The organism is Nitrobacter sp. (genome assembly GCF_047149785.1).
Lineage (GTDB): Bacteria > Pseudomonadota > Alphaproteobacteria > Rhizobiales > Xanthobacteraceae > Nitrobacter.
Genome location: NZ_BAAGBE010000001.1, coordinates 3,350,598 through 3,366,539 on the forward strand (window position 1 = coordinate 3,350,598; position 15,942 = coordinate 3,366,539).

Sequence of the window (15,942 nt, forward strand, 5' to 3'; positions counted from 1 at the left end):
CAAAAAGAACTCGGCGTTACTTCGGCTGCGACGCGATGATCTGGCTGGAGATCTTCTTGTAGGTCGCTTCGGGAAGAATCTTCTTGGAGACGAGCTGGTCCTTCTTGGCGTAGGGACGGCCGGCGATGATCTTGTCGGAATACTTGTCGCCGATGCCCTTGAAGGCCATCAGTTCTTCCTTGGTCGCGGTGTTGATGTCGAGTTTGGCCGCCTCGGAGTTCGCGGGCGCCATCTTGCCGGCGGGTGCCATCTTTCCGGCAGGCGCCATCCTGTCGGACTTGGCGGCGGGCTGGGTCGACTGGGCCATCGACGGCGTTGAAGCGAGAAGACCGAGCGCAAGCGCGGCGGCGGTGATCGAGGCGAGCGTGAAATGACGCATGAAAAATCTCCCTCCCGGGGGCTGTTGCTATCGATGCGAAGCTATCTGCGGATTTGGGGCGGCGCGATGGCCGCCAAATGAACGGCAGATAAAAGTGGAAAATTATTGTAACCGTCATTCCGGGACGTGCGAAGCACGAACCCGGAATCCAGTAAAGTTGCGCGCGACTTGTGTCCGGATTCCGGGTCTGGTCCTGCGGACCGTCCCGGAATGGCCGGTGACGGCTTTTGCTGCGTCAAAGCCGATCTCAGGAGCCTGTTTTCAGCGCCTTCTCGATTTCCGGCCTCAAGACCGCGTCGACGTTTTCCGGCGTGATCGCCCCGACCAGCTTGTAGGCGATGGTGCCGTCGCGTCCGACCACGAATGTCTCCGGCACGCCGTAGACGCCCCATTCGATCGAGGCGCGGCCGTTGCCGTCAATGCCGACCATGTCGAACGGATTGCCGTAGCGGCCGAGAAAACGGCGGGCGTTGTCCGGCGCGTCCTTGTAGTTGATGCCGACGAATTGAACCCGCCGGTCCTTGGCAAGTTCGATCAACAGCGGCACCTCGGCGTGGCAGGGGACGCACCAGGACGCCCAGACGTTGACCAGGCTGACCTTGCCCTTGAAACTCGCGGGATCGATGCCCGGCACCGGCTTGTCGTCGCTGACGAGACCGGGCAGCGGAGGAAGCGTGGTTTTGGGCGCGGGATGGCCGATCAGCGCCGACGGGATCCGCGAAATGTCGGTGTCGCCGAGCCGGAGCCAGAACACCAGCGCCAGCGCGGCGAATACCGCCAACGGCAGCGCCATCAGCCAGCGTCGTTTCGGCGCTTCGCCGGGAATTGCGGGGTCGGTCATTTGACGTTCGCCGCGCTTCGTCCCGATCGCCTGACGGCGCCGGCGGCCTCGAGGTCGCGCAAGCGCGCTTTCTGGCTCCGGTAGTCGGTGATCACCCAGATAATGAGCGCCGCGACCACCGCCGCGACCGCGACATAGGACATGATGATGAAGGAGGCGTAGGGACCGAGCGTCATGTCATCACGCCGATTTGCTGGCTTGCAGCATCTGCAGGGTGCGGACGCGGCGGCGCAGGATTTCATTGCGCATCGCCGCGATATGCAGGGTCAGGAACAGCAGCGTGAATCCGACCGCCATCACCAGCAGCGGAATCAGGAAGGCGCGGTCCAGCGTCGAGCCGCCCATGCGGAGCACCGAGGCCGGTTGATGCAGCGTGTTCCACCAGTCCACCGAGAACTTGATGATCGGAATATTGATCGCTCCGACCAGCGTCAGCACCGCCGCGGCGCGCGCGGCGCGCGATGGGTCCTCGACCGCGCGCCACAGCGCCATCAGGCCGAGATACATCAGGAACAGGATCAGCACCGAGGTCAGCCGCGCGTCCCACTCCCAGTAGGTGCCCCACATCGGGCGGCCCCACAGCGATCCCGTCAACAGGGCCAGGAACGTGAACGCCGCGCCGATCGGAGCGGCGGTCTTGGCCGCGACGTCGGCCAGCGGATGCCGCCACACCAGCGTGCCGAGCGCCGCGACGCTCATCACGCTCCATACGAACATCGACAGCCAGGCATTGGGAACGTGGATGAACATGATCTTGACGGTCGCGCCCTGCTGGTAGTCGTCGGGCGCGGTCGCGGACTGGTAAAGTCCGATCGCGAGCACAAGCACGGTCAGGGCCGCGAGCCACGGCAGAATCCGGCCGGCCAGCGTGAGAAATCGGGAGGGATTGGCGAGATCGATCAGCGTCATGGCACCACTGATAGTCGCCGAAGCCAGCGCAGGCAATGCGGATTTGAGCCAGGTTTCCCGCATGAGCAAAAGTTGATCGGCCGCATCGGGCGTCAATCCAGCCCGTGCCGCAGGCTCGTCGCGGCGGCGAACGGGCCGATCACGAGGCTTATCAGCGACAGTGCGCACAGAATCGAGAACGGCGTGCCGAACGGTGACGGTCCGGACACCGCGGCGTTGGAGGCGGCGACGCCGAAAATCAGCACCGGAATCGACAGCGGCAGCACCAGCACGGAGAGCAGCAGGCCGCCGCGACGGAGCACGACGGCGAGCGCGGCGCCGATCATGCCGGTGAAGGTGAGCGCGGGCGTTCCCGCCAGGAGCGTCAGCGCCACCGCGCCGGTCGCGGTGCCGTCGAGGTTGAGAAGCAGCCCCAGCACCGGCGTCGCGGCGACCAGCGGCAGCCCCGCCGCCAGCCAGTGCGCCAGCGCCTTCGCCGCGCAGGCCAGTTCGAGCGGCGTGCGGCTCATGACGATGAGGTCGAGCGAGCCGTCGTCGTGATCGGCTGTGAACAGGCGATCGAGCGTCAGCAGGCTTGCAAGCAGCGCGCCGAGCCAGAGGATCGCGGGGCCGAGTTTTTTCAAAAGCGCGAGGTCGGGGCCGACCGCGAACGGCATCAGCACCACGACCGTGAGGAAGAACAGCACGCCGATCAGCGCGCCGCCGCCGACGCGAAGCGCGACGCTGATATCCCGGCGAATCAATGCGGCGAGGGCGGTCATGCCTTCCTTCCCGGTGCGCGTTCTTTTTTGCTGGAAACAAGCCACGTATGCAGCGTGCTCCCTCTCCCCTTGTGGGGGAGGGGTGGGGAGAGGGGTAATACGATCCGTAAACTATATTTGTCGGGAGACGTCGGGGCGCGGTCACCGGAAGTACCTCCGGGCGCTGCAAGGCACGCCCCTCCCTGGTACTCCCCCACAAGGCGGCAGGGAACAGAAAGCATCGACGCCGGAAACAGGATCGGCTTGTTCACGCCGTCCCCCCGATCCGAAGCTCCTGCGCGGCGATGCCGAGCGGGGTGTGCGTTGCGGCCAGGATGATGCCGCCGTCCGCAAGATGGGCGCTCATGATGGCGGCGAAGGCGCTTTGGCCGGCGGCGTCGAGCGCCGAGGTCGGCTCGTCCAGCAGCCACACCGGCCGCTTCACCGCCAATAGCCGCGCGATCGACAGTCGCCGCCGCTGCCCGGCCGAGAGATAGGCCGCCGGCAGATGCGCCACGTGGTCGAGTCCGACCGCAGCTAACGCCTGCGCGGCGTCGGCCTCCGATGAGCGCGCCGCGCCGCCGAGAAATTCCCGCCAGAACGACAGATTTTCATTGACGCTGAGCGCGGGTTTCAGGGCGTCGCGATGGCCGAGGTAGTGTGCCTGCTCGGGCAGCGTCAGCTCGGGGTCGCCGCCCTCGAGGCTGATCGAACCGCCCGCCATCGCCAACAGCCCCGCCAGGAGTCTCAGCAGGGAGGTTTTCCCGGCGCCGTTGGGACCGGTGATCGCCACCGCCCGGCCGGCTTCCGCCGTCACATCGAGGCCGGAAAAAACCTCCCGTCCGCCCCGTACGCACCGCAAATCCTGCCCTGAAAGTTTCATGATGACCCTAGTTTGCGGAGCCTCGCGCGGTCTCCGTGCATGGCTGAAAGGCGGGGAGCAAGCATAGTTGGCGTGGCGGACGATCCGGAAAGACTCTATAAAACGGGAACTTGATGCAGCACAAAATCTCCCGCAGCGAAACCCCGCCCACCAGTCTCTTTTTGCGGTGTTTTAGTACCGTCAGGTCGCTTACTAACGTCCAACCTTGGATCGGGATTCCACATGGCCTCGCTCGACAGCTTCAAATGTTTGAAAACCCTCAAGGTCGGCGGCAAGAGCTACGCCTATTACAGCCTGCCGGCTGCGGAGAGAAACGGTCTCAAAGGCATTTCCAGGCTGCCATATTCCATGAAGGTGCTGCTGGAAAATCTGCTGCGCAACGAGGACGGCCGCTCGGTGACGAAGGAGAGCATCGTCGCGTTCTCCAAATGGCTGAGGAAGCGCACGCTCCAGCATGAAATCTCCTTTCGTCCGGCGCGCGTCCTGATGCAGGATTTCACCGGCGTGCCTGCGGTGGTCGACCTCGCGGCGATGCGCAACGCGATGCAGAATCTCGGTGGCGAGCCTGCGAGGATCAATCCGATGGTGCCGGTCGATCTCGTCATCGACCACAGCGTGATCGTGAACTTCTTCGGGGACAACAAGGCGTTCGCCAGGAACGTGGTCGAGGAATACAGGCAGAATCGGGAGCGCTACGAGTTCCTGAAGTGGGGCCAGAAAGCGTTCTCGAATTTCTCCGTGGTGCCACCCGGCACCGGCATCTGCCACCAGGTCAATCTCGAATATCTGGCGCAGACGGTCTGGACCAGGAAAGAGAAGCTGACGATCGGCAAGAAGAAAGGCACTTTCGAGGTCGCCTATCCCGACACGCTGGTCGGCACCGACTCCCACACGACAATGGTCAATGGCCTCGCCGTTTTGGGCTGGGGCGTCGGCGGCATCGAGGCGGAAGCCGCGATGCTCGGCCAGCCGCTGTCGATGCTGCTGCCCGACGTGGTCGGCTTCAAGCTCAAGGGCGCGTTGAAGGAGGGCGTGACCGCGACCGACCTCGTGCTCACCGTCACGCAGATGCTGCGCCAGCAGGGCGTCGTCGGCAAGTTCGTCGAGTTCTATGGTCCCGGCCTCGACCATCTGTCGGTGGCGGACAAGGCGACCATCGGCAACATGTCGCCGGAATACGGGGCGACCTGCGGCTTCTTCCCGGTCGATGCCGCGACCATCGATTATCTCAAGACCTCCGGCCGCGCGGCGGCCCGCGTCGCGCTGGTGACGAAATACGCCAAGGCGCAGGGCCTGTTCCGCACCGCCGCGTCGCCCGATCCGGTCTTCACCGAAAAGCTGACGCTCGATCTCGGCACGGTGGTGCCTTCGCTCGCGGGACCGAAACGTCCCGAGGGCCGGCAGCCGCTGCCCGCGATCGCGGACGGTTTTGCGAGCGCGCTCGCCAGTGAATACAGAAGGACCGACGCCGCGGCGCGTTTCCCTGTGGAGGGCCATAACTTCGACCTCGGACATGGCGATGTGGTGATCGCGGCGATCACCTCATGCACCAATACGTCCAATCCCAGCGTATTGATCGCCGCCGGGCTGCTCGCGCGCAAGGCGGCGGCGAAGGGACTGACCGCGAAGCCGTGGATGAAGACCTCGCTGGCGCCGGGCAGCCAGGTCGTCGCGGAATATCTTGCGAACTCCGGGCTGCAACTCGATCTCGACAAGGTCGGCTTCAACCTCGTCGGGTTCGGCTGCACCACCTGCATCGGCAACTCCGGGCCGTTGGCGCCGGAGATTTCGAAATCGGTCAATGACAACGGCATCGTCGCCGCGGCCGTTCTCTCGGGCAACCGCAACTTCGAGGGCCGCGTATCGCCGGACGTGCAGGCGAATTATCTCGCCTCGCCGCCGCTGGTGGTCGCCTATGCGCTGGCGGGCTCGGTGACCAGGAATCTCGCGCGCGAGCCGCTGGGCGCGGACAAGGACGGCAAGCCGGTGTACCTGAAGGACATCTGGCCGACATCGAAGGAGATCAACGCTTTCATCAAGAAGTTCGTAACCTCGAAGATCTTCAAGAAGAAATATGCCGACGTGTTCAAGGGCGACGCCAACTGGCGCGGGATCGACACCGTGCAGAGCGAGACCTATCGCTGGAACATGAGTTCGACCTACGTGCAGAACCCGCCTTACTTCGACGGCATGAAGAAGGAGCCGGAGCCGATCGCCGACATCGTCGACGCCCGTATCCTGGCCATGTTCGGCGATAAGATCACCACCGATCACATCTCGCCGGCGGGCGCGATCAAGCTGACATCGCCGGCCGGCAAATACCTGAGCGAGCATCAGGTCCGTCCGGCGGATTTCAATCAGTACGGCACGCGGCGCGGCAATCACGAGGTGATGATGCGCGGCACCTTCGCCAACATCCGCATCAAGAACTTCATGCTGAAGGGCGCCGACGGCAATATCCCGGAAGGCGGATGGACCAGGCACTGGCCGGACGGCGAGCAGATGTCGATTTACGACGCGGCGATGAAGTACCGGCAGGAGAACGTGCCGCTCGTCGTGTTCGCCGGGTCTGAATACGGCAACGGCTCGTCGCGCGACTGGGCGGCCAAGGGCACGCTGCTGCTCGGCGTTCGCGCGGTGATCTGCGAGAGTTTCGAGCGCATCCATCGCTCCAACCTGGTCGGCATGGGCGTGCTGCCGCTGACCTTCGAGGATGGCGCGTCATGGCAATCGATCGGACTCCGAGGCGACGAGACGGTTACGATTCACGGCTTGCAGGGCAATCTGAAACCGCGCCAGAAGCTGACGGCGGACATCGTCTCGCGCGATGGATCGCTGCATCGCGTTTCGCTGCTCTGCCGCATCGATACGCTCGACGAGCTCGACTATTACCGCAACGGCGGCATTCTGCATTATGTGCTGCGCAAGCTCGCGGCGTGATCTCGTGCTCCGATTGCGGCATTCGCGCCCCATTCCGGCGGTGACGGCCTCACCGCGAATTGAGTGGCAGGTGAGCGAAAGGCGGCCTATGAAAATGCCGGCCTCTCGCGGTCGGAAGCATGCTTCCCTTCATAACGCGGGCACACGTCGTGCCGCGGTTTCGGTGTGGCCTCGATGATGTCTCAAGGCTGTTTGTCGCGTGATCGTTTGTCTCAACTGTTCGGCGTTTGCGCGCTGGGCGTTTGCGCGTCCGTCGCGGTCGCTCGTCCTGCCCTGGCGGATCCGCGCGCCGTGGTCGAACTGTTCACGTCGCAAGGCTGTTCGTCATGCCCGGCCGCCGACAAGATTCTTGGCGATCTCTCCAACGATCCCTCGATCGTTGCGATGAGCATGCCGATCGATTACTGGGACTATCTCGGCTGGAAGGATACGCTGGCCGACAATCGCTTCACCGCGCGCCAGAAGGCCTATTCGCTGATGCGCGGCGATCGCGACGTCTATACGCCGCAGGTGATCGTCAACGGATCGGCCCATGTGATCGGCAACGATCGCGCGGCCATCGACATGGCCGTTCGCGATACGCGGAAGAACGACGAGGTGATGTCGGTGCCGGTTTCGATGACGGTGTCGGGCAGGCAACTCAATGTGTCGGTCGCATCCGCCAAAGCCGATCATCCTTCCGATCACGGCGAGATCTGGATATGCGCGATCGCGAGAGCGGTGCCGATCGCGATCGGGCGCGGTGAGAACAGCGGCCGCGAAGTGACCTACCACAATGTCGTTCGAGGTTGGCTCAAGGTCGGCGACTGGACCGGCAAGGCCGGTACCTGGGCGGTGCCGATGGAGAATATCTTGCGGGATGGCGTCGACGGCGTCATCGTGTACGTGCAGGACGGCAATCGCGACAGGCCTGGTCTGATGCTTGGCGCGGCCTACACCTCGCTGCGCTGAATCCGCCGCCTGGTCGTCTTCAGTTTTCAGCATCGTTATTCCCGGAGGTCTTGTCCGGCCCCGCCACGTCGACGCGGGCGATGCAGGTCCTTGGCGCATGATCGGGCATCGAGGATCGCGTCTCTCGAAAGCGCAATTTCAAAAAGAAAAAAGGACCAGCTTTCGCCGGTCCTGTGCGGTCTGGAGGTTTGCTTTCCCTGCGAAGGGGCCCGACCCCGACAGCGCCGGGGGGCTGGGGGCTGAGGATCCGGTGCCGAAAGGATCGGGCCATCGCAGAGAGTTCCGTATCGCAGTCCAGCGGGGCGGTTGCTTGACGGAAATTGGGCTGCATTATGATTTTTGATCATTGATCTCAGGAATCGCTGTTCCGGTCGCGGGAGGCCGACGCGGCCCGGCAAGGTCGAGACGGCTTTCTCTTTGAGATTCTCTCCAGAGACTTCGATCTCTCCGGAGACATCGCTCCGAAGGCCTCTTGCGGCGAGGCGCATCCGGGGCGATCATGCCGTCACTTTGACAGGAGGCGCCGATGAGTTCGCCGTCGGACGAGGTTGATCCAAGCGAGAGCCGCGCGGCAGAGCGCAGTCTCGCCGCGCTTCCCGTGTCGGGTCGGGTGACATTCGACCGTCTCGAACTCAATCGCATCCTCAATCTTTACGGGCGTATGGTGGCCGACGGCGATTGGCGGGATTATACCATCGATTTTCTCAAGGATCGCGCGGTGTTCTCCATCTTTCGTCGCGCTTCCGAAGTCCCGATCTACCGTATCGAGAAAGATCCGCGGCTGGCGCGCAAGCAGGGCGCCTATAGCGTGATTTCGGCCAGCGGCCTGGTGCTGCGTCGCGGCCACGAACTCGATCGCGTCCTGCTCGTTATCGACCGCAAGCTGGCGCTGGTCTGACGCGACCTCGGCCGGCAGTCGCTTCGACGCCGTGATGGGATCACGCGCCGGCTTTGTGAGAGCGTTTTCGAACGGCCGCTCCGCTGCCGTTCACGGAAAGTAAAGGCGGGATAAATCTCAAACCGGGGATGACAAGGCAGCGATATTTCCTGAGAATCATTCGCTCCAAACAGCGATGGGACGGGGCGGTTGGCGGTGGCTGGCGCGAGAAGATTTCTGGCCGAGGTCGCAATAGGGTGCGGCATGGCCGTGCTGGTCTTTGCCGACGCGCATGCCGGATGGTGGTCGCATGCGCCGGTTGACTTCGAGGAATGCGCCGCGGGCGCGGAAAAGAACGCGACCTCGCCCGAAGACAAGAATGCGCGGCTTACGGCATGTGAGGCCCGGTTCGCCGGCCGGCGCAAGCCCGGCGGCGGCTACACCTACTTTGATTTTATGCAGAACCGGCATTTCGATATCGCGGGACCGAACCCGACGGCGGCAGAGCAGAAATACATCGATGAGCAGTATGCCGCTTTTCTCAAGGACCAGCGGCGCAGCATCATCGCGGCGGCGTTTTTCCGGGAAAGACAGCAGGTCGGGCAGGCCAGGACGACGATCAAGACGACGATCAAGGCTGATGACGTGGCCGGCTCCGGCAATATCAACGTCAGGCCGACGACAACGCCGAAAACGGTCAAGCGCGCAACCTTGCTCCCACGCCCGCGCCCGAAGATGATCCCTCACTGTGAGGAGCAACTTTTCTCGACCTGCAACTGGTCGCGAATTTCAAACGGCATGCGGAACCTCAAAAAGGCTCTGTTCGGCGCTTTTCTCAAGGATGAGCGGGGCTCATGATCTCCCAAAAGCCTGCCTCGGACTTGATCCGGGGCCGGGAATCGGTTTTCGGATCGGATCATGCTCAATCAAGATAAGGCGCGTGTTTTCGAGCCGGGCACGTCCTGACTTGACGATGGAACCGGTTCGCGTGAATCACGGAACACGCTTCTGACGAAGCAAAAAGGCGCCAGTGGTCGCCTCGGTTACCGATAATGCCTTCGCTCGCGAAAAGCGGCGCGCGGATTGATGCCGCAATAGGCGTAGGTGCCTGATGCCGTGGCCATGCACTGCCTGTAGGTGGAGAATTGGCAGTTTCCCGGATAACCCCACTCCCTGCCCTGCAGACAGTACCTATACTCGTGCGCCGAGGCCGGCGCGGCTGCCGCGGAAATCGTCAGCACGGAAGCTGCGGCTAGAAATGCACCGATCAGGTAACGCATGTTGCTTCTCCGTGGAGTGATGAATCACGCTCCAACCAATAATGCCCGGCCCGCCGGATGGTTGCGGGAACCGAGCATCCTCGGAGTCATCAGAACATGCAAGCCGTCGGATATCGTATTATTCGGCGCTGCTGACGAGCTTGATCCTCGGCGTCGCGGCCTCGATCAGTTCGTGATAGGCATCGAGGTAGTCCAGCGCCATGCGCCGCGCCGTGAAACGCGCCTCGAACTCTTCCCGGATCGCCACGCGATCGAGCGACGCCAAGCGGCTGACGGCGGCGACGGCGCTGATCTCGTCCTCGACGATAAAGCCGGTCCGGCCGTCCTCGACGATCTCGGCAACGGAGCCGTGATTATAGGCGATGACGGGCGTTCCACACGCCATGGCCTCGATCATCACGAGGCCGAACGGCTCGGGCCAGTTGATCGGCAGCAGCAGGCCGATCGCTCCGCTGAGGAAATCCGGTTTCTCGCGATCGCTGATCTCGCCGATGTAGTCGACCAGCGGATGGCTCATCATCGGGCGGATGCATTCATCGAAATAATCCTGATCCGCGCGATCGACCTTGGCGGCGATCCTGAGCGGGATGCCGCATTGAATGGCGATCCTGATCGCCCGGTCGACGCCTTTTTCCGGAGCGATGCGGCCAAGCACGGCAAGATAACCCGGCGTGATCGGTTGCGGCGTCAGCAGGTCTTTCGGCAGCCCGTGATAGATCGTGCGCAGCCATCGGGCCTGCGGGACCGGGCGGCGTTGCGCGTTCGAGATGGAAATCACCGGAATTGATGAAAATGCGTTGAATACCGGCTGATGCTCCGGAAGGTCGAGCCGCCCGTGGAGGGTCGTGAGGAACGGCGTCGGTTGCCGCGAGAACAGGGAGAAGGGGTAATAGTCGAGATGGAAATGGAGAAAGTCGAATTCTTCATTGTCGCATTTCCGGCGGACCCGCTCCAGCATCACCATGTGCAAGGCGTTCGGGTCCCGCACCGCGCCATCGAGCCGCAAAGCTTTCGGCCATGTCGCATCGAGCCGGGCGGAGGTATGGGAATCGCCGCTGGCGAAAAGCGTCACGTCGTGGCCCAGGGAGACGAGCTCCTCGGTCAACCAGTGAACCACGCGTTCGGTGCCGCCATACAGTTTCGGCGGGACAGCCTCCGTCAACGGAGCAACCTGCGCAATGCGCATCTAATCGCCTCCTATCACATTTACGTTTCATGAGATCTAAAATCATGGGATTCGAGGAACGCTCTTGCGTCGGCGCAGTTCCCCACATTCTTCCACATTGTCGTCTTGCTGATGCCATCACAGCCTTCCAGATAGGTTAGGCGGTCATTGCAACGAAGTTTCTGCGCATTGACGGCTTTTCTGAGGGTCTTGTGCGGCGACGGCCGAACCGGCTCTCGCGAAGACTTCAACAATCCGGCAACCTCAAAGCGCCTCGGTGGGAACATGGACGATTTCTCGGGATACGCCGGTCGGCCTTTCTCATTCATGCTGCGTTATTGCCGACAGCGGTTGGCTTCGCATCTTTCGATCCTTTTTTGCATCGTGGCGGCGGTCGCCTGTTCGGTGGGAACGCAATACGGCGTCAAGTCGCTGGTCGATGCGCTGGCATACGGGCCTGCGCACAGCGGCGCCGTATGGCTGGCATTCATCTTTCTCATGTCGCTGATCGCCGCCGACAACTTCATGTGGCGGATCGCGGGCTGGGTCGCGAGCTTTACTTTCGTCGGCGTGACGGGCGACCTGCGCCGCGACATTTTCCGGCATCTGACGGGCCATGCGCCGAGCTACTTCGCCGATCGGATGCCGGGGATGCTGACGAGCCGGATCACGGCGACGTCGAACGCCGTTTATACCGTCGAAAACATGCTGGTCTGGAATGTGCTGCCGCCCTGCATCGCGACCATCGCCGCGATCATGTTGATCGGAACCGTCAGTCCGTCGATGGCGGCGGGGCTGACGATCGTCGCAGGCGTCATGGTCGCCGCGATGTTCAAAATGGCGGCGGCGGGCAAGCCCCTGCATGACGATTTCGCCAACAAGGCTGCGGCGGTCGATGGCGAGATGGTCGATGTCGTCAACAACATGCCGCTGGTCAGGGCGTTCTGCGGGATCGATCATGAGCATGACCGGTTCGATACGACCGTCGGCCGCGAGCTGAGCGCGCGCGGGCGGAGCCTTCGCTACCTCGAAAAGCTCAGGATCACCCATGCCGCCGTCACCGTTGCATTGACCATTTCGTTGTTGGCATGGGTCATCACGCTCTGGCAGCGCGGCGGCGCCACGACCGGCGACGTCGTGCTGGTCTGTACGCTCGGCCTGTCGATCCTGCATGCGACGCGCGATCTGGCGGTCGCCCTCGTCGATATCACCCAGCATGTCGCGCGGCTGTCCGAGGCGGTCGCGACGCTGCTGGTGCCCCACGAATTGATCGATCACCCGGAAGCGGAGCCGTTGCATAAAAACGGCGCGGCCGTCGCGTTCAACACGGTCACGTTCCGTTATCCCGGCAGTCAGGCGGTGTTCGAGCGGTTCAGTCTCCGGCTTCAGCCCGGGCAGCGTGTCGGTCTGGTCGGCGAATCCGGCGGCGGCAAGTCGACGCTGTTCGTCCTGTTGCAGCGGTTCTACGATCCCGAGCGCGGAAGCGTCACGATCGACGGCCAGGACATCTCGCGGGTCACTCAGCAGAGCCTGCGCGCCGCGATCTCCGTGGTGCCGCAGGATATTTCCCTGTTTCATCGCTCGATCCTCGAGAACATCCGCTATGGCCGCCCTACGGCGACCGACGACGAGGTGCTGCGCGCGGCCATCGCGGCGCGCTGCGATTTCGTCGAGAGCCTGCCCGAGGGGCTCGCGACCGTGGTCGGCGATCGCGGCGTGAAACTCTCCGGCGGCCAGCGCCAGCGCATCGCCATCGCGCGCGCCTTCCTCAAGGATGCGCCGATCCTGCTGCTTGACGAGGCGACCGCGGCGTTGGACAGTGAATCCGAAGAAGCCATCCGCGAGGCGCTCGGTCGCCTGATGCGGGGCCGCACCGTGATTGCGATCGCGCACCGGCTTTCCACCCTGCGCGATTTCGATCGCGTGGTCGTGCTCAAGAAAGGAAAGATCATCGAAGATGGTCAACCCAGCCGCCTGATGCGCAAGGACGGGCATTACCGGCAGCTTGTCGTCAGGGAAATGAGCCGCCTCTCGGCTCACGCGGCCTGAAACGCCGGCCGGGGTTGGGCGTCGGTGTCGGCGGGGGCCGCACGATGATAAGGGGTCCGGGGGGAGTCAGATGATGGCAGGCAAGGCGACGGCTCAAATCACGATCATGCCGTCATCCGATGGTCTCGTGTCGGAATCGCCGTTCTATATTCCGATGACCGGGCCCTCGGCCCGCCCTCGGCGAACGTTGAAACACGACGATACCTTTGTCGTGCTGGACAGCCACGGCGATATCGGAGCTTCCGCCGGAGGACCCGACGGGTTGTTCAATACCGATACGCGCTATCTTGCCAGGCTCGAGCTGGTTCTCAACGACATGCAGCCGCTGCTGCTCGGCTCCAACCTGCGCAACGACAATTCCGGCCTGACGGTCGATCTGACCAACCCGGATATCTATGATGGCGACCGCATCGTATTCCGCAAGGACGCCATCCATATCGTGCGCACGATCTTCCTCTGGCGCGGGACCGCGTATCAGAGGATCGGCATTCAGAACCACGGCGAGCAGACCGCGAGCTTCGATCTTTCCCTGCTGTTTGACAACGATTTCGCGGATCTGTTCGAGGTGCGTGGCGAGCGGCGGGCCCGCCGCGGCGTCGGCGCCGGCGAACTGTCCGATTCTTCAACCGTCGTGCTGTCCTATATCGGCCTCGACGACGTCGTCCGAACCTCGCGCCTGCATTTCGAGCCGCGCCCGACGCGCCTGTCCGTCAACAGCGCGATCTATCACTTCGATCTGCCGCCGCAGCGGACAACCGCGATATTTTTCACCGTGTCCTGCAACAAGCCGGCGACGGAGATGCCCGCCCCGTTCTATCGGGGACTGCTGGCGCATCGCCGCGAAATGCGGCGCGCCTGGTCTGGCGCCACGAACATCGAGACCTCGAACAACATCTTCAACGAGGTGTTGTGCCAGTCGATGGCCGATCTGAATATCCTGATGACGCAGACGCCAAACGGCCGCTACCCCTACGCCGGAATCCCCTGGTACTCGACGACGTTCGGGCGGGATGGGCTGATAACCGCGTTGCAGATGTTGTGGATCGATCCCGGCATCGCGCGCGGCGTTCTCAGGAGGCTCGCTGCGTTTCAGGCTCAGGTCATTGATCCCGCCGCGGATGCCGAGCCCGGAAAGATTCTTCACGAGATGCGCGGCGGCGAAATGGCCGCGTTGGGCGAGGTGCCGTTCGCGCGATACTACGGCAGCGTCGATTCGACGCCGCTGTTCGTGCTGCTGGCGGGGCTTTACGTCGAACGCACCGGCGACGAGTCGATCCTGAAAGAACTGTGGCCGGCGATCGAGGCCGCGCTGGGCTGGATCGACGGCCCGGGCGATCCGGACGGCGACGGCTTCGTCGAGTATCTGCGCGCGTCCGAGCAGGGGCTCGCCAATCAGGGCTGGAAGGATTCATTTGACGCGATCTTCCATGCCGACGGCACGCTCGCGGAAGGCGAGATCGCGCTAGCCGAAGTGCAGGGTTACGTCTTTGCCGCCAAGCGATCGGCGGCAGGGTGCGCGCGCGCGCTCGGCCTGACCGACCGCGCCGGCGAACTGGAACGCGCCGCTGAACGCCTGGCCTCCCGGTTCGAGGAAGCGTTCTGGCTGCCGGATCTGCGCACCTACGCGCTGGCGCTTGATGGAAAGAAGCGGCCCTGCAAGGTGCGAACCTCGAACGCGGGACAGTTGCTGTTCACGGGACTGGTCCGCGAGGAGCGGGCACGCATGGTCGCTGCCGATCTGATGCGGCCGTCGTTCTTCACCGGATGGGGAATTCGCACGGTTGCCAGTGGGGAAGCGCGCTACAATCCGATGTCGTATCACAACGGCTCGATCTGGCCGCACGACAACGCGTTGATCGCGCTCGGCCTGGCGCGATACGGCCTCAAGCATTCGGTCGAACACGTCTTCAAGGGACTGTTCGATGCGGCCACATACATGGATTTGCGGCGGCTGCCGGAACTGTTCTGCGGTTTCCGGCGCGAGCCGCGGCGCGGACCTACGCTTTATCCCGTCGCCTGCTCGCCGCAGGCATGGGCGAGCGCCACGCCCTTCACGCTGCTGGAAGCGGCGCTGGGCCTGGAGTTCGATGCTGCGAGGAACGAGATCAGGCTACGCAACCCGCGGCTTCCCGCGTTCCTCAACGAGGTGATCCTGCGCGGGCTGTGCCTCGGTGAATCAAGCGTCGATCTGCGCCTGCGCCGTCATGACGAGGATGTCTCGCTCGAGGTGTTGCGGACGCGAGGTCACATTCAGGTCTCGATCGTGCTAACGCGCTAAGCCGCTTTCGCGCTCCACGATGCAATTGGATCAATTGGGCAGCGAGGATTCATGTCTCGAAAAGGCTCGATCAATGCCGGTCTTCTCGTAGCCGCCCTGGTTTTCGCCGCCACGCGCGCGATGGCCGACGACGCGGGTCAGCCGCAAAAAAATCCCGACCCGGCCAATCCGCCGGCGGCTGCAAAGCCTTCGGACAAGGCGACCACTCCGCCGCCATCGATCACCGTGATTCGCCCCGCCGACGCGCATGGCGTGTTGGGACGCGAGGTGCGGAGCACGAGCGGTCAGAACATGGGACGGATCGTCGACGTGATCGTGGACCGGACCAGTGCGCCTCGCGCCGCCGTGATCGATTTTGGCGGCTTCCTCGGGGTCGGCAGCCGGAAGATCGCGGTCGACTGGAATGCGCTCCGGTTTGGCAAGGTGAAGGGCTCGAGCGACAGCATCAGCCTCGAACTGACTCAGGACCAGGTGAAGGCGGCGCCGGAATACAAGGAAGGTGCGCCGGTCGTGGTGCTGGGCGCGTCGGGAGCGCTGCAGCCCCTCAATGTGGGCCCGTGATCAAGGGGAGGACCTCCGATCTGCTTTGCGCGATTGGCCCGACGATCATCCGATCCGGATAGCGCGCGCCAGCGGCGGGCGGGCGTGGG

General features: G+C 63.4%; 15 protein-coding genes. 7 read left to right on the forward strand and 8 right to left on the reverse strand.

The window, feature by feature from the left end; translation table 11 throughout:
* Positions 1 to 16 precede the first annotated feature (16 nt).
* The 6 genes from ACMDCM_RS15655 to ccmA all read right to left on the reverse strand — a co-directional run bounded on the left by ACMDCM_RS15655 (position 17) and on the right by ccmA (position 3,752).
* Positions 17 to 379 carry a ComEA family DNA-binding protein gene (locus ACMDCM_RS15655; protein ID WP_412774411.1) on the reverse strand — a complete coding sequence of 121 codons (363 nt, stop codon included), beginning with the start codon at positions 377 to 379 and terminating at the stop codon, positions 17 to 19.
* Positions 380 to 626: 247 nt separating this feature from the next.
* Positions 627 to 1,220 (reverse strand): DsbE family thiol:disulfide interchange protein, encoded by a 594-nt coding sequence (locus tag ACMDCM_RS15660; protein ID WP_412774412.1) that lies wholly within the window; start codon positions 1,218 to 1,220, stop codon positions 627 to 629.
* A complete protein-coding gene (gene ccmD / locus ACMDCM_RS15665; protein ID WP_412774413.1) occupies positions 1,217 to 1,396 on the reverse strand; it encodes a heme exporter protein CcmD in 180 nt (59 codons plus the stop codon). The genes ACMDCM_RS15660 and ccmD overlap by 4 nt, the downstream gene beginning before the upstream one ends.
* Before the next feature lie 4 nt (positions 1,397 to 1,400).
* A complete protein-coding gene (locus ACMDCM_RS15670) occupies positions 1,401 to 2,129 on the reverse strand; it encodes a heme ABC transporter permease (RefSeq protein WP_412774777.1) in 729 nt (242 codons plus the stop codon).
* A 92-nt stretch (positions 2,130 to 2,221) separates the two neighbouring features.
* The gene (gene ccmB, locus ACMDCM_RS15675) at positions 2,222 to 2,890 is read right to left on the reverse strand and encodes a heme exporter protein CcmB (RefSeq protein ID WP_412774414.1); all 669 of its coding nucleotides are present in this window, start codon (positions 2,888 to 2,890) and stop codon (positions 2,222 to 2,224) included.
* A 247-nt stretch (positions 2,891 to 3,137) separates the two neighbouring features.
* Positions 3,138 to 3,752 carry a heme ABC exporter ATP-binding protein CcmA gene (gene ccmA / locus ACMDCM_RS15680; RefSeq protein ID WP_412774415.1) on the reverse strand — a complete coding sequence of 205 codons (615 nt, stop codon included), beginning with the start codon at positions 3,750 to 3,752 and terminating at the stop codon, positions 3,138 to 3,140.
* A gap of 222 nt (positions 3,753 to 3,974) precedes the next feature.
* Here ccmA and acnA point away from each other — a divergent pair, with 222 nt between their 5' ends.
* From acnA to ACMDCM_RS15700, 4 genes are all read left to right on the forward strand, one after another.
* The gene (gene acnA / locus ACMDCM_RS15685; RefSeq protein WP_412774416.1) at positions 3,975 to 6,692 is read left to right on the forward strand and encodes an aconitate hydratase AcnA; all 2,718 of its coding nucleotides are present in this window, start codon (positions 3,975 to 3,977) and stop codon (positions 6,690 to 6,692) included.
* Positions 6,693 to 6,866: 174 nt separating this feature from the next.
* Positions 6,867 to 7,643, forward strand: coding sequence for a DUF1223 domain-containing protein (locus tag ACMDCM_RS15690; RefSeq protein ID WP_412774417.1), 777 nt, complete (start codon positions 6,867 to 6,869; stop codon positions 7,641 to 7,643).
* A gap of 526 nt (positions 7,644 to 8,169) precedes the next feature.
* The gene (locus tag ACMDCM_RS15695; protein ID WP_412774418.1) at positions 8,170 to 8,541 is read left to right on the forward strand and encodes a DUF2794 domain-containing protein; all 372 of its coding nucleotides are present in this window, start codon (positions 8,170 to 8,172) and stop codon (positions 8,539 to 8,541) included.
* Between the two features lie 195 nt (positions 8,542 to 8,736).
* Entirely contained in the window at positions 8,737 to 9,378 is a 642-nt protein-coding gene (locus ACMDCM_RS15700) for a hypothetical protein (RefSeq protein ID WP_412774419.1), read from the forward strand.
* Positions 9,379 to 9,563: 185 nt separating this feature from the next.
* Here the strand turns inward: ACMDCM_RS15700 and ACMDCM_RS15705 are convergent, their stop codons facing one another.
* Positions 9,564 to 9,800, reverse strand: a complete 237-nt coding sequence (locus tag ACMDCM_RS15705) for a DUF3551 domain-containing protein (protein WP_412774420.1) — start codon at positions 9,798 to 9,800, stop codon at positions 9,564 to 9,566.
* A gap of 118 nt (positions 9,801 to 9,918) precedes the next feature.
* Positions 9,919 to 10,986: a glycosyltransferase family 4 protein gene (locus ACMDCM_RS15710; protein ID WP_412774421.1), complete on the reverse strand. Its 1,068-nt coding sequence runs from the start codon at positions 10,984 to 10,986 to the stop codon at positions 9,919 to 9,921.
* A 264-nt stretch (positions 10,987 to 11,250) separates the two neighbouring features.
* Between ACMDCM_RS15710 and ACMDCM_RS15715 the strand changes: the two genes are divergently transcribed.
* From ACMDCM_RS15715 to ACMDCM_RS15725, 3 genes are all read left to right on the forward strand, one after another.
* Complete coding sequence (locus tag ACMDCM_RS15715) at positions 11,251 to 13,014, forward strand: ABC transporter ATP-binding protein (RefSeq protein ID WP_412774422.1); 1,764 nt, start codon at positions 11,251 to 11,253, stop codon at positions 13,012 to 13,014.
* 73 nt (positions 13,015 to 13,087) lie between these two features.
* Positions 13,088 to 15,292, forward strand: a complete 2,205-nt coding sequence (locus tag ACMDCM_RS15720; protein ID WP_412774423.1) for an amylo-alpha-1,6-glucosidase — start codon at positions 13,088 to 13,090, stop codon at positions 15,290 to 15,292.
* Positions 15,293 to 15,343: 51 nt separating this feature from the next.
* Positions 15,344 to 15,853, forward strand: coding sequence for a PRC-barrel domain-containing protein (locus tag ACMDCM_RS15725; RefSeq protein WP_412774424.1), 510 nt, complete (start codon positions 15,344 to 15,346; stop codon positions 15,851 to 15,853).
* Positions 15,854 to 15,942 lie beyond the last annotated feature (89 nt).